This window comes from Sphingobacterium suaedae (genome assembly GCF_042684625.1).
Taxonomy (GTDB): Bacteria; Bacteroidota; Bacteroidia; order Sphingobacteriales; family Sphingobacteriaceae; genus Sphingobacterium; species Sphingobacterium suaedae.
Window position 1 is genome coordinate 43714 of the sequence record NZ_JBHULR010000021.1, and the last position, 15351, is coordinate 59064.

Here is a 15351-nt window from a genome sequence, read left to right on the forward strand (position 1 = left end):
CTTTCTAGTTTTTCCCTAGCCAAACGGCCATATCGCCAAATGTACGGTTTCCCCAAGCGAAATAGGGAACGAGGCGAACAGGTACCGTCTGTTTTTTCGCTTCGCCGATCGGGCGGTACAGGGTGTTCCACTGTTGCTTGCCGTCCGTATAGGCCTGTCCTTGCAAAAATACGATATCTTGTCCCAATACAGACTCATGTATGGGTTTAAAAGTGTCTTGATAATTAATCTGTAAGTCGAAAATATCAATGGGCTGATTCACATCGGCCTGCTCGAGACAATACACAACCGGACCGCGCATGACCGCTACTTGATTGCGTGTTTCTTCGACCAATGGATTGGCTTCCATAAAGCGTACCGACATGGGCAAGTGCAAACGGATGCGATCGCCTTTCTTAAAATTACCGGTTAGGATAGCATATCCTTTTTCGGTTGAAAAGGAGACGTTTTCATTGTTTTTACTGATCTCAGCACCTTCCGCCCAAGCCGGTATACGCAACTTAAGGGCATACCCCTTTGGCAGCTCTTCAATCAGAAAAGTAGCATCGCCGTCCCAAGGGTAGTTCGATTCCTGTCTAATGGTAACGGTTTTGCCTTTATAGACTGTGTTCAACACGTTTCCTCCATACAAATTAACCCAAACAGCATCGTCAGAAAGGCCGTACGCATAACTCGCCACTTCCGCAATCGTACGAACGACATTTGGAGGACAGCAGTTCGATAAGGAGATATAGGGCACACGTTTCTTTGACCACCGTTGCTGGAACGGCAGCTTCGACGAATAGCTAAGCGGATTCGTGTATAAGAACTTATCGCCATCTAAACTTATTCCTGAAAGGACGCTGTTATACAACGCAAGTTCCAATACGTCCATGTATTTCGCATCCCCCGTAAAATTGGTCATCCGCCAGTTCCATAGCATATTACCGATATTTGCGCAAGTTTCGTTATGTGCGGTCAGATTAGGCAGCTGGTAGTCCCGGCCAAATGCTTGATGAATTTTTTGCACTTCTTTGGGGTCGTAAGATGTTCCGTCCGGGGATGTCCCATCGTATAACGCCCCCAGACCGCCTGTGATATACATTTTATGCTGAACGACATCTTCCCAGATCGCAAAGAGCCGATTGCTTAATGTTGTATCTTGTAACTCGGCACACAGATCGGCCACTCCGGCGTATAAATAACTGGCGCGAACGGCGTGTCCCATCGCTTTATTTTGCTTTCGGAACGGAACTCGATCTTGGTTGTCGTCTGTACCATCCTCAATCTCCCCTTTAATATCGATCAGGTGTTTGGCGAGCTCAAGGTACTTCGGGTCTCTGGTCGTCCGGTACAGCTCGATCGTCCCCATATAATGTGATGGACATATGGCGTTACGGGCCAATGTTGGATTGGACTTTTTATAGAATCCGTAGAGGTAGTCAGCGGCTTTGATAGCAATATCAAGTAGATTCTTCCGCCCAGTAACGCGGTAATGGATGCAGCCTGCTGTCATCAAATGTCCTATATTGTAGGACTCAAAGCTAAGCCGATCCTGAAATTCAATATTTTCTCCAGAATTGCGCTGATCGATCGTAGCCTTGGTATAGATATATCCGTCGGATCGCTGTGCCTTTGCAATGACCGGAATGACTTCGTCAATCATCTGCAGCAACTTTGCATCCTTCGTTTGCGCATATAAGGCACAGACGGCCTCCAGTGTTTTGTAAAAATCGCCGTCGTGGAAGGACGGCCCTTTGTGCTCGCCTTGCTTCAAACCCGCTGCAATCTCGAAATTTCGATACGCATGACTGATTTCGGCGTCTGTATAAATGTCCCAGAGGTTTGGTACCATGCGTTCATAGCACGTACTTGTGCGTTCGGCCCAAAAACCTTTGGTCCACGACACATCGCCCATATTTACGGCTTTTTGTAGAGCAAAAGGACTTTCACCGGTATTGGTAATTGCCTTTTGTTGCGCCCAAGCACCAGTCGTCGCACCCAGAAGGCCTAAAGCCAGGCCTATTATTTTGTTATACTTACTCATTATTCCATTTATTTTACGCCGGAGCAATCGGAAAACTGGCCCCGGTTTTTTTTCATGCTGTCTTTTTGCTTTCGATCCCGCTGGCTCTTACACTTATACCAGCGCATTAGCTTCATTCTGTCACCCTTATAGGGTAAAGCGATACGCCTGCACGTTGTGTTGCCTTCCCATAAAATAGCGGCGTTAATCCCTCAGGAATATGTCACTCCGAGATCGCATACCATACCCATTGTACATCGCCTTTCAACCCTGCGGGTTGCAATTCCTTCAGAAATTTTGGCGTAGCAGTGGTTTGTACCTGCTTTTGCGCAGGATCATGACGTGCTTCATAGCCAAATCGATTTCCCCACGTGTTGTATACTTTTATTTCTAGGCTATTCGACCCTTGCTTTATATAGTCCGTCACGTCCAGTTCATAAGGCTTGGTCCAGATGACTCCTGCTGCTCGTCCGTTAACCTTTATTTCTGCCATGCCTTCTACCTCTGTCAGGCGCAGAGCCACACGTTTACCTGCCAACGATTCTTGCACGTTTACCGCAGTGACATAACGGCCTGTTCCCGAATGGTACCGCACCTCATCTATCGTTGTATTGGTCCAAAAATCTGGCTGCCGTTGTACAATCGGCTTATGTTCTACTCCGTCGAGCTGCAACGTCCACTTACTTGCCAGCGTCGTTGTGCGAGCTACGCTCCACTCGGGCAGTTTTAGGTGCTGCTGGCTAAAAAGGACAAAATAGGATGCATAGGCGTCTAAATCGATTTGTACTTCCGCGCGGCCGTCCTGATTTTCGAAAGATAACGGTGCGAGCTTGTCCGTCACCGCATTGTACAAATAGGCGTGTGCCGCACTACTCCGGAACGAGATACGAACACGACGTGCACTACTATCCTGGTTTGCTATAAAATAGCTGTCGCCGCCAGCAAACTGACGATGATTCCAGGCTAACCACGTATTTTTTCCGCCGTCAACCACCACATCTTTGTCTAGCCCCCATGGACTAAAATCGTGCGCGTTGTAAGCACCGACATAGACTTTTCCTTTACCTAGTGTTTTATGCTGTAGATCTTGTTGCGTCTGCAGGTTTCCAAAGAGTTTGGATAAAACGGATTGGAAAGCAGATGAGTCTGCAGGGGACACGATGCCCCATTGCTTTTTGGGTACCTCTTGGAAGAGAACGGTTGCTCCCTGTTCGATCAGGGTGGCAAACCTTTGTAAAACAGGCAACGAGAAGGCGTCTGCATTGGGGTTCAACAGGTGCTTTCCGGGCACAATCAATACGCGGTAGCCAATGTGATCTGAAAAGACGACTTTTCCATCCACCACCTTGGCTTGAGTTAACAGGGCCTGCGGATTGAAGGAATCGTATGCATACCCTTGTAGGGGATCGATCCAGTCTTCCGGTTGGTACATATTCGCGGATGTGGTTACCGATGCGATTTTTTGCAACGGCTGGCCCGTATTACGCAAGAGGGAATCTGTCCGTCGGACACGCTCATTTCCGATAATGCCGGGCAAGGCGTGTACCAAGCGATCTGGCAACACGGCTCGCCGCGGAATCTCTTCTCCAATAAATACAGCGATGTCGCGGACAGGCGTTCCATGCTGCAGGAGCTGTTGTGCGCGGATTGCATAATCTACCCACGCCTTGCCCGGTTTCCACCAGATCTGATCTCGCTGAAAATAAAGTCCAACGCCATCCAGCGTCATCCCTGGCTTGCGGTCCATCCATGGGTTATGCACATACACGTGGTATGCCAAGTTGTTTACACCTAACGCGTAATTGCGATCCTGTACAGGCTTTAATAGACGTGGGTGTTCATCCCACTGCATACGGATCTGCGTAAACGCTTCCGACATGACGACATTCTTTCCGTAGATATGACCTCCGGAAATAGCATCTAAGATATCGTTGGGTTTATCATGCGACGGACTTCTAAACCAAAATTCGCCCATCGTACGGTCGGTGAAACGGAAATGTGACAAGCCATCGCTTGCCATCACAGGTGCGGTCGTTTCTGCAGTAAACTGCACACCATATTTATCTGCCATCCTGCGTAGCGTCTGAAATCCTTTTTCTTCCAACAGCTCGGCTATGGTTTGCCGATAATCGTGCAAAAATGCCTCCGACGTCGACACGTCGCCTACGACATATCCCGCCAATACCGGCAAGAAACGATCTAGCGCGTATCCCCGCCTGCTTTGGAATTCTGCAGGCATATGTTTTGTCCAATTTTGGCTTCCCGATTCCCAAGAATCAATGTGGTACACGGTTAGTACATCCTTGGATACGGCTGGGTCAACCATCTGCTTGGCTTTTCCATACCACTGTTCGAATTGGAAGGCCATCGCATCGGCATCCAGCTTATCACATTCCAGTCCTTTCGCTGCGCCTGCGGTTTCATTTTTATGTCCGGTGCTGGTATGTCCCATGCGTACAATTTTCCATATTCCTTGCGGAAGATCAATCTCGACGCGTCCATCGGGTGATGGCTTGGGTAGGATGCGTAGTGTTTCCGATTGAATTACGTTTGGCTTATAAACCCAAGACGGGTCCGTTGGAACAGACACACGCCAAATCTCACCGGTTTTCCCTTCATATTGATTGACACGTGGTTCTTCAAACAATGTAATACCCAGCAATTTCAACGAGGGTTTCCATTTAGCAAAATCCAGATCCTCAGCCCCCGGCTCTGAGCCAGCGGGATCGTAAACAAAGCGAAACACCTTTGCCGTCGAATACGGGATAGTATGCGTTACCCCATTGTCCCAGTCGAGCCAGCCCATCCGGGGTGACTGTAGTTGCGTGAGCTCTTTAAAGTGGGCACCATCGTCACTGACCAATACCTTCAGACGGTTAGCTTGATAGTTGGATGCATTCCATTCGATTTTCAATGCATTGGCAGAGAACGGCTGGGAAAAGGTGTATTGAATCCATCCCGGTTGCGATGTGGCAAACGCCTGTTTGTTGTTTTTTATGGACAGACGCTGTAGGTCTTCGTTATAGCTACTACTCACCACAGGTTTGTCGGTATGACTGGTCCTTACGCTATTTCGCAAGGGTATTGCATACAGCTGAATATCTTCGTAGTACCCTGCTATCCGTTCGGGTTCCGGCAATTGCAGGATGTGTTTACCTTTATCGCGAACAGTCACCGTTGTATCTGCTGCCACCACTTTTTGCATAGACTGTGCCGGCTTGATCCAAGGCCCCCCTGCTGTGGCAAATCCATCGTTCGGGAATAGCGCTATTTGAATATTGTGTTTTTTGGCCTCTTCGACAAGGTAACGAAACATATCCCACCAAGCTGGCGTCATCGTCTCCATCGGCGGATCGAACAATGGGGGGTCGGTTTTGGCCTTGATCGGTGTGAAATAGGCGCCCGCAATATTGTTCGCCGCCATTGCCTCCAAATCGGCTTTAATACCTTCTTTGGAATAGCTGGCATGCATAAAATACCAAACGACCCACGGTTTGGCGTCCACATAGGATCGCTGATCCAAGGCGACTAACGAGGATGGTATTCCTTTGATTTGTCCGAAGGATGTTATCCATCCCAGAACCAAGACCAGTGTAATGTAGTGTCTGTTTTGCATGTTGTATGATGGCTTGTTTGCAGCGCCCTCTCTGGGGACAACTTCCTCTGCCTATTTTTTGTTACCTCTTTTTCTTTACTTCGTAGGGAGTCAAGCGGAATGTATATTGATAATTCTGCGCAGGTATCTGGTATTTTTCCAATGGCTGCGAAACATCAGTCCACGTGTCATTTCCACCGATTCCCATTTGTCTAAGATCAATATTAAGCGTGATTTTATCTTCCTTTTTCAATTTATACCAATGCTTGGTCGTGCTGATTTGTTCTTGAGAATACGGCCAGGCGCTCATATACAACGGCTGTTTGCCTTCCACGAGCAAGCCGTAATGGACATTCTGCAAACGGAACCAACGGACATCCATGCGATTACCTGTCTCCTGTGGATATAGATAATCTTGCAACATCGCTTGCATATCGTTCGCATACACACCGAGATCAAAACCGTACGCCCGGTCTGGGTAGTTCTCCATAGGGCCTAAACCGTAATACTGTATGTGTTCAAAGCTAGGGTTGATGCCCATTTGCATGCCCACTTTCGGTATATTCGGCAATCCGGGCTGCACACGCAAATCATAATCAACGGTAATAATTCCCGCCCCGTCCACGAGGTAACGGATTTGTAACTGTGCGGAGTCTGCTGGTAACGCGTACTCGGCCTGTACCACTACACCTTCCGCCGTCTGTTTTGCTGTTACGTTACGTGGTTCTGCGGTGTTATACCAATATTTCAGTTTAAGCTGTGGCTTCCATCCCCGACGATCGTTATCTGTCGCAGGTCGCGTAAAATTCGGTAAAAGGGCGCTGTTAATAATCACCTGATTTTTGTAGGTATACCGTTGTAGCGCGCCGGTTGCCTTATGAAACACCGCTTGAAAATCTTTGCCGGCCACCTGATAGCTGGAGTCCTGTTCATGCAGTGCGATCTGACTACCCGATCCGGAATTTGTTGTGATCCATGATACCTTGTCCTGCCAACGCAGCTGTGAGGAAGAGACCACAAAGCCTTTCGGTGCCCATGGTGTTTCTTCAGGCAAACGAAATTCTATGTTCAGTTGGTACTCTTTATCTTTTTTAGGCTTGAGCGGTATCAACTCAAGTAGAGACATATCTAGTGAATCGCCGGCTGCGAGTTTTACCACTGGAAGTTTCAGCTCTTTAATGGCATTCCCATTCTCTTGGATAATCAGGACGGCATCATAGTGATCGAGATTCAGCACTGCGGACCTGTTTTTTATACGTACACGTAAAGCTTCCGCATCCAACCAGCTTACTTCTGCTGGCTGATAAATGCGTTTATTTTCATACATAGCTGCCTTAGGGCGATTCCACGCATCGACAATACCGTTCAATGAAAAGGAACCATTATGTATTTTTTCGCCAAAGTCTCCGCCGTACGCGAGCACCTTTCCATATACGCTATCCTGACGAATGAGCGCCTGGTCTTTATAATCCCAAATGAATCCGCCGATCAAGCGGGGATGCGCTCGGAAGATATCCCAAAAATCTTTGATATTGCCCGTTGAATTTCCCATCGAGTGGGAGTATTCTACGAAGAGAATAGGGCGTTTGTCTCCATTGTCCTGTTTCAGGAGCAATTCGGGGGTAAAGATACCGGGGTAAAAGCGGGATACCATATCGACGTAATACTGATCCTGTATGTTCTGCAGGCGGTGTGCATGGTCGTTCGATTTTGGATACCGCGGATCCGAAGGATCGATATATCCGGGTAATTGATGACTTCCCATCGCCGGTTCGTAGTGTACAGGACGCGTGATGTCGAAATCGTGGATCCAAGCGGCCATCGCGGCCGTAGTCGGGCCTCTTCCCGACTCATTTCCCAGCGACCAAATAACAATGGACGGATGATTCTTGTCTCGCTCCACCATGCGTGTTACCCGCTCCATGTGGGCGGCAAGCCATGTCGGATCGTTCATCAGCTTACCTCCAAGCCCGTGTGTCTCCATATTTGCTTCGTCCATTACCATGATACCGTAGCGGTCACATAGTTCATAGATATAAGGGTCGTTTGGATAATGGGACGTACGGATGGCATTAAAATTAAACTGTTTAATCTGTCGGATGTCCGCCTCCATATCGTCGCGTGTAAGCGCCTTCCCCCTTTCCGGATGATGGTCATGTCGGTTGACACCATACAGATAAGTTGTTTTCCCGTTAATCAGCAGCTTTCCTGTTTCTTTCGAAAATCCAACACTACGAAAGCCTACCTGACAGGTTTTCGCTTCCAGTAAAGTATGCTTATTATCATAAAGACTAACCACCAAGCGATATAGATTCGGATCTTCCGTTGACCATTTTTTAGGAGCGGTGATCTCCCCTTCCAGTAAACCAAATTTTACATTGTCCAGCCGGGGATAGATTTCGTTGAATATCTCGTCGGCATCCCGTTGCAGTTCTTGCTTCCATACTGGCTTATTATTTTCATCGTACAATTGAGCCTTAACAACGAAGCCTCCAATACTGTCCCCTGAAAAGTTATCAATCTTAGGGCGCAAGGAAAATTTCGCGTCCTGGTAGGACGAGTCCAATGTGGCCTGCCAATGAAAGTCAGCAATACGCACCTTTGGCTCGGCCATCAGAAATACCTCCCGATGTATACCGCTCATGCGCCAATGATCTTGATCTTCCAAGTACGAAGCATCGCTCCATCGGATCACCTGCACCGATATCCTATTTTTCCCCTTTTTTAGATATGGGGTCACGTTAAACTCGGAAGGAAGACAGGAATCTTCTGCATAACCTGCGTAGGTGTCATTGATCCAAAGATGATACGCGGATGTCACGCCGCCGAAGTGCAATGTCACGTTCATCCCATCCCAGTCTTGCGGCAACTCGAACGACCGTTGGTAAGATCCTACGGCATTATAATCGGTGGGGATACGAGGTGGGTCGATCGGCTGAAACGGGTATACGGCGGAGCGATAAATCGGGATATCATAGCCCTTCATCTCCCAGTTAGAAGGCACCTGTATCTTGTCCCAACCGTTCACATCCGTCAAATGGAAATTTTTCGGTGCATCAGCAGGCTTGAATACAAATTTAAAATCCCATTCTCCATTAAGGAACAACAACCTTCCGTTCGACTGCCGGTCGTTTTTTAAGGCAGCATCCACCGACGGATAGGAATAAGCTGTAGCCCGCGCCGCTTGCCTATTGATGGACGTGATCATGGGGTTTTCCCAGGCTGAGGCAATCTGCCCATCGGGTACCGGTGGAATGACGGCCGGCTTTCCATCTACTGTTTGCCCCTGCACACCCAAAATGCCCGATAGCCACGCCAGGCCGACCACGCATGTTTGCCGTCTAACCGTACTATATACCCGCATATTCCACCTCATACTGAACCCCTTTTTCTAATTCTACTGTATAACTGTCTGTTGCTACTTGTTTCACTTCGCCTCGGTTCACACGAGGTTTTTTGCTGCTTTTGATCTTTAATATGCCTTTCCCAACGGGCGAATTGACTTTGATTTTCGATTTCGAGACATACAGTTCAATTTCTCCGGCGGGGGTAGGTACCTTTCCTTCCATCCATTCCAACGACGCCAGGTACGGTTCGATCTCGTAGTCCGCATAGCCCGCTTTCGTCGGTTTCACACCCAAATAGTATTTTCCTAGCAGGTAAATAGGACTTGCACCCCAAGAGTGACATAAACTTTTCCCGAATTCGCGTCCATACATGGCGTAGTGGTCTGCCCCCTGCTTAGACGGGTTGTATTCTTCCCAAAAGGTGGTCGCTCCTAGCTTCAACATCCCCCCCCAATAACTTTTCATCTCTTTCATCACGTAATCTTGTTCACCTAATGCACACATCGCTTCCAACTCGTAGTAACGCATGTAAGGGGTGACAATTTTTTGCACATTATCGTTTAATAACACGTTGTTTTTAACGGTCTCCTGCTGTTCTGCAGACAAGTAATCAAAGAAAATAGCGAACATGTTGGTATAGCGCGTAATATTATCAGTTTGTCGGCCGTCCACCCGGCTGTGCGCAAACGCTCCCTGCTTTGCATTCCAGTAATAGTCGAACAGTTTCGCTTTCAACGCATCGGCTTCGGCAGCATACGTTTGTTTATCGTTCGGGCGCTGGAGCAGATCCGCACAAAGAGCCATAGTTTCCAAGCTTCGGCACAACAACAACTGTTCGAAACTGACCTCCCCTTGCTTACTCAAACCTTCGGCCCAATCGATAAATACCCAATCGCCCGCAAGCCCCTGCATCAGTCCGTCTGCATTCCGCCTGTTTAAGCAGAATTGCATAAGCGATTGCATACGTGGATAAATCGCTGCAATAAACTCTTTATCGCCAGTATACTGATAGTAGTCGTAGATACTTAAAAACCAGTAAAACGTATAGTCCATAATGGTATTGATATGGCTCACGGTTGGTTCCTTGCCCCGTAATGCCAAGATGGTCCGTTTTACGGTTTCAGCATCAAAACCGAGGTAGTAGTTCATCGCGTACGACTGGTATGCGTCACCACTCCATATCCAGCGGTCGCGTTTTATGCCATCAATATAAAACTCCCTAGAGGTAAGTTCCATCGTATATTTGGCGACCTCCCATATTTTGTTGAGTTCCTCATCCGAGCTTTTGAATGTACCACGATCGGCGACTGGCAGAAATTCGTACTGCATTGACACGTTAGCAAACTGCACGTCCCCTTCGGGCTCTAAGTATACGAACCGAAAGGCTTTGGATAGATCTAAGGTCGTATCTTTGGCATTTTGCTGTTGTAATTCAAGTATGTCTAAGGTTTCACAAGTTTGTGTCGACAAAGCCTCTTCCTTAGATTCACCGTAATAGATGTGTAGTTTTCCTTGCCCTTTCAGTTGGTGCAATGTGAGGAATCCAAAGGTATTTTTACCGAAATCGATCAGCTTACCTTTACCTTGAGTTTGTTGCTGTACGGGCCGTTGGGGTCTTGTGGGCAGACGGAACTGAGACGGCTTTTGCGCAGCCTCGTCAAAATTCCAATATCCAGCATGAACATAGGTGGTCCCCGACTGGTCAGAAGCTTTTCCCGTTTCGTCGATCCATTCCTTATCTTCGAAGGTTGCTAACCAGGTTTTATCGGTGTAGACATTCTTGCCTCGGACATACAGGGCCGGCACCTGTCCTTGGTTGTACACTTTGATGTTTATTTTTTGCTTTCCTTTGTCGAGCTTGATACGACTTGGCATTCCGGCCAGCATTTTACCATTGATCTTGACATTATACTTGCCTTCTGCGTGGATCTGGATTTCTTCTGCTTCCGGCAGGTCAAATTCCTTGTGGAACTCTACCAAGACGTAATGGCTATCCATTTTCCAAAATGGCGGAAAGAACGTGCCCCGCTCCGTCCTGCGGTTTTGCATATCGTTGCTCAACCAAACCTCAAAATCTCCCGGATACCAAATCCAAGTCGCGTTGTGCTGCGCGAATAACACAACACTGCTGCAAATACAGCTCATAAGTAAGAAAAATCTCTTCATGACTTTTTGTTGCTATCGGCAAGTAAGAGGATGACAAGATTGTACAGCCAAATTTCCCCAAGTGATTCGTAAAATAGGTCGGCGACATGGTGTCCGTAACATCGGGTATACCATATAGTTAGCCTTGTGATTTTCTTCTTACTTCCCGCATGATGCCAACTACAAACATAACAGAAAAGTCGAGGTGTAGGTTATGATATTTTCTCTAGCTACTGTAAGATGTTGACATCTGGAGAATTGGAAAACGAATGGGGCAATGAACGTGGGCATAGCTGTGAACACCACGTGCGGAAAAGTACTGGTTTACGATATGGAAACCAGGTATTTCCAATCGGTTAGCGCAGGTGTCAACGATCTCCATTATCGAGGTAGCGATTCCGGTCGCGGCATTCGATATGTTGTTGCGGTCACAGCCCCCAGAAAAACGGCGATATCTTGTATCTCGTCTTTCGTGAGATTCAGCTTCTGAAGGAGGGGATCTGTTACGGGATATAAGGGATCAGCAGCCTTCTGTTCAGGGCTCGGATCGATCATATGCATTCCCGAGTTATAGAGATTAATAACACCAATAATATTCGGAAATAGTCCATTGTGCATGTAAGGCGCTGTGTTCATTACGTCTCTCAAGGAAGGGGTTCTGAATTTTCCGACATCTTCCGGATTTTTGGTGACTTCATACCGGCCCAAATCTTGAAACTTACGCTTGTAGTATGTGAGCCCGATATTATGGAACTTTTCATCGGTCAAGAATTCACCATGATGGCAATTCATGCATCGCGCCTTTGTGCGGAACAGATGCATCCCGCGGATCTCTTGGTCGGTTAGGGCGCTGTGTTTCCCATCTAAAAATTCGTCGAAGCGGCTACGCCGACTTTGCAGCGTACGCTGAAATGCACTTAGAGCGTGCAAAACCTCCGGCATAGAAAATTCATCATCCTTGAAAGCCTCGTGGAACATTTGACGATAACCGGCTATTGCTTTCAGCTTTGGAATTAATTTCGTTACATCCATCGCCATTTCGTGGTGGGCTTCGATCGGCCCTAATGCTTGCTCTTCTAAGGTTCGGGCTCTGCCGTCCCAAAATAGGCTTTTGCGCGCGTATACATTTAAAAGAGAAATGGTATGACGGCTTCCTTCCAGGTGGTCATTTCCTATTGGCACGGTCACGTGGTCTGCAAACGAATTTTGGGGATTATGACAGGAACTACAACTAATTTGATTCGATCCAGAAAGAATAGGATCAAAAAAAAGCATTTTCCCCAGTTGAACTATTGGCTTTTCCATCAAGGAAAAATAGCTGGTGTCCCGCTTTGGCAGTGCCTTGAATTCTTCATAAGCAACTCCTTGGTCAATCATCGGTTTTGGCCAAAGGGCGATAGGGCGGCTGTAAAGATGGCGCAGATCTTCGGTAGTATGCTGTGAAAGAAAAGCCGTTCCAATCACAAATATGATGACGGTGGTTAAAATCCAAATGATTCGTTTCATGTGTTTACAAATTTAGAAAACAAAACCGAGTTTCAATTCCCCAACATGTAAACCCAAAGAAGAAGCATGCTGAGTCTTTGCGGTTATATACGGTTTCCATTGGCTAAGAATGGGCAAATGCCATTGCGCTTGGCCTGTTAGGAATAGAGGTTCACGGCTTAACACCTCGAAATTATTCGCCAATAATTGCGCGATGCCGCTAGTCGACTTCACGTTGTGGAACGTGTGGTTCGCAGCGAAGTTGGATGTCTTCATCATTCCTACGTCCAAACGTATGAGCTGACCTTTAGCACGAATGAAGTATTGTAGGTCGAGATGTGCGTCTATTTGCTGCACATCTTGGGATCGATAGGGAGAAAGATACTGTTCTTTATAGTTTCGATAAGCGGCGCCAATCTTGACATTCCAATACTGTTGACCGAGGGTCAGACTACCACCAAAGCGATCTTCAAAAAGACGATAGCTTGATAATTCCGCTATTTTCAACAGTTCCGAATCGGTGTTCTGATTGGTAAATAAGCCTTCGCTTCCTTCTCGACGCCGAACGTCCGAACGGAGTAAAAAGCTATAGTTTACCAGTCCCCAGTTCCCATCAAATCCGAAGGTAACTTGCGACGTTAGGTCTGTCCAATTATTGATATCGTCAAATGACCGTCCCGAAGACTTTGATCCAGCATCTCGTGCGACAGAGCCGCCGATCCACAGACCTTTACGCTTCGGAATGAATTGAAGAGAAACACCTAACTTATTGGCATGATAATGTACGGACGTGCTTGAGCCGCCTCCTGAACCGGTCAGCAAATTGTTGTAGTTGCCCAATCCATTTAAATTGAATATTAAAGGGATTCCTAACTGATTAGCAAAGCTTAATTGAGCGGTTTGTTTATACAGTTCACCCTCTACAGCGAGTGCAACGGTATAGGGCCAAGCTAGTTCACGGGCGCCACTCAATTCTACGGTTAGTGTGGAGCTCCTATTGTTCGGCCTTGGGTCAAGCTGTCGATAAGCCTGCTGCGCCACAACGGCGACCTCTCCGGCCAATGTCCACTTTTCGTATGTGCGCGCAAGACCGCCGCCGAATGTATAGGATTCCTGCTTCAAATCGCCGCCCACCGAGTCGGCCAGCGCGTAAGGTAAAATACGGTCGTAATCTAACGACTCGTTATAGTTTACTTTTTTGATTTCCGAAGAAACATATTGTGCATTTCCCCAAACTGTCGTATTGGGTAAAAGTTCCCGTAAATAGGAACTGGCTGTTATGCCGAATTCGCTTTTGCCGGCACCCTTTTGCCAGTCGTAAAGCTTCTGCTCGCTAACCCCGTATCCGACTTCTACATCCGTTCCTGAAAAGAGCCATCGGTAGGGTTGCAATGCGCCAATAGCGGTTCCCTGAATCCGAAGGTCATTCATGTTCGAAATCCGTTCCAGTTGGTACGGTGCCGGATCGTGCAATACAGTATCTTGAGCACGAACGAACATCGTGCTCAAGATTAGCCCAACAAGAATGGTGGTGCGCAGGGTTAAATACATGTTATTTTAGTGAAGGAACGGTCTCTGCTTGAAAGTCTTCTGCTGAGTTGTTCGTGTCTTGCAAGAAGACGAGCCCTTGGTTCGAGGTAGACAATGTTTTTCTCGTGACCGATTTACCATAACGGTTTGCGTCTGAACTTACTTTTCCGCAATACGTCCAACTCATATCCAGTGTCGGTGCCGTAACAAGCCACTCGAACGATTCCGCAACGGAAAGATTCACGGCGTCCATCACGAACTCATTTGGAATTTTATAGGCATCAAAAAACATTTCTCTACCCGTCCCTCCGATATAAGAATAGGTGTACGCTGTTTGTTCCAGAAACTGAGCTGAAGTCATCCCTTCTGGCAGACGAGCCAACACATAGCTGGTGTAACCGCGATCGTGCATCAACAGGTTGCCCGCTAAGGAGATGGTATTTGGTACCGCAGGATTGTCCACGTTAATCGTACTGATGAGTTCAATTTCAAAGTCTGCGTTCCGCAAATCTAATGAATTGGTGTTATAGGCCGTGTGATCAATCGCATTATTTGCAATGATGAGTTGCTGTCCAGGATATACGGGATGTTCGTTGCCTGATCCGGGAAGCATAATGATCTCGTCGGTCGTGAAAGCCTCGCTCATTACATCGGGGGTGTAAACGCGTTTGGTCGTTGTTAGGAAAGAAGATTGAGCAATGATCAACCCATCCGCAAATAAGGTGTCGGTTGAATTATTTTGTAATATAAAATATTTATCTCCATTATATTTTTTCTGCTCGGGTGTCAGTGTGCCTGTGAAAAAGATCTCTTTGAATACAAATTTTGCGCTTGGATCCGATAGGAACAAATCGAGCGTAACGGCGGCGGTAGCGTTCGTGATCACGATGTTATCCAAATAGCCCTTTATGGCATACGTTTTCTTCTGTCCTGCATCATCGATCTCTACCTCTCCTTGTACCGTTGCGATGTATGTACCATAAGGTAGCTCGCTCGTCAGGTTCGTCGCTTCCACGGGTTGTGGGCTCACGTTGATTTCGTTTCCAGAGTTGATTTCTTTCCATGTGATTTGAAGAGATTTAACCGAATAATCTCCTTCGACGTTCGGATGGTTTAACGTAGTTCCAACAGACGCCTTAGGTTCAGAAAATTCATCTTTAGTACATGATGCCAACATCCAGATAGGCATCAGGCAAAAACATAAGCGTAGAATGAGTGTTTTCATTGTATGATTGATTTTGAAT

7 protein-coding genes are annotated in these 15351 nt (G+C 47.2%); all 7 read right to left on the reverse strand.

All coding sequences use genetic code 11. The features are described 5' to 3' along the window. Positions 1-4: 4 nt before the first annotated feature. The 7 genes from ACFSR5_RS19665 to ACFSR5_RS19695 all read right to left on the reverse strand — a co-directional run bounded on the left by ACFSR5_RS19665 (position 5) and on the right by ACFSR5_RS19695 (position 15332). Positions 5-2026, reverse strand: coding sequence for an aceric acid hydrolase (locus ACFSR5_RS19665; protein WP_380906220.1), 2022 nt, complete (start codon positions 2024-2026; stop codon positions 5-7). Positions 2027-2228: 202 nt separating this feature from the next. Next, complete coding sequence (locus ACFSR5_RS19670; protein WP_380906222.1) at positions 2229-5621, reverse strand: glycosyl hydrolase; 3393 nt, start codon at positions 5619-5621, stop codon at positions 2229-2231. Positions 5622-5682: 61 nt separating this feature from the next. After that, positions 5683-8976 carry a glycoside hydrolase family 2 TIM barrel-domain containing protein gene (locus ACFSR5_RS19675; protein WP_380906224.1) on the reverse strand — a complete coding sequence of 1098 codons (3294 nt, stop codon included), beginning with the start codon at positions 8974-8976 and terminating at the stop codon, positions 5683-5685. After that, positions 8951-11113, reverse strand: a complete 2163-nt coding sequence (locus ACFSR5_RS19680; protein WP_380906226.1) for an alpha-L-rhamnosidase-related protein — start codon at positions 11111-11113, stop codon at positions 8951-8953. The genes ACFSR5_RS19675 and ACFSR5_RS19680 overlap by 26 nt, the downstream gene beginning before the upstream one ends. 360 nt (positions 11114-11473) lie before the next feature. Next, complete coding sequence (locus tag ACFSR5_RS19685; RefSeq protein WP_380906227.1) at positions 11474-12598, reverse strand: cytochrome-c peroxidase; 1125 nt, start codon at positions 12596-12598, stop codon at positions 11474-11476. 12 nt (positions 12599-12610) lie between these two features. Beyond that, positions 12611-14128, reverse strand: a complete 1518-nt coding sequence (locus ACFSR5_RS19690; RefSeq protein WP_380906228.1) for a DUF6850 family outer membrane beta-barrel protein — start codon at positions 14126-14128, stop codon at positions 12611-12613. Position 14129: 1 nt separating this feature from the next. Beyond that, positions 14130-15332, reverse strand: a complete 1203-nt coding sequence (locus tag ACFSR5_RS19695) for a DUF4876 domain-containing protein (protein WP_380906229.1) — start codon at positions 15330-15332, stop codon at positions 14130-14132. Positions 15333-15351 lie beyond the last annotated feature (19 nt).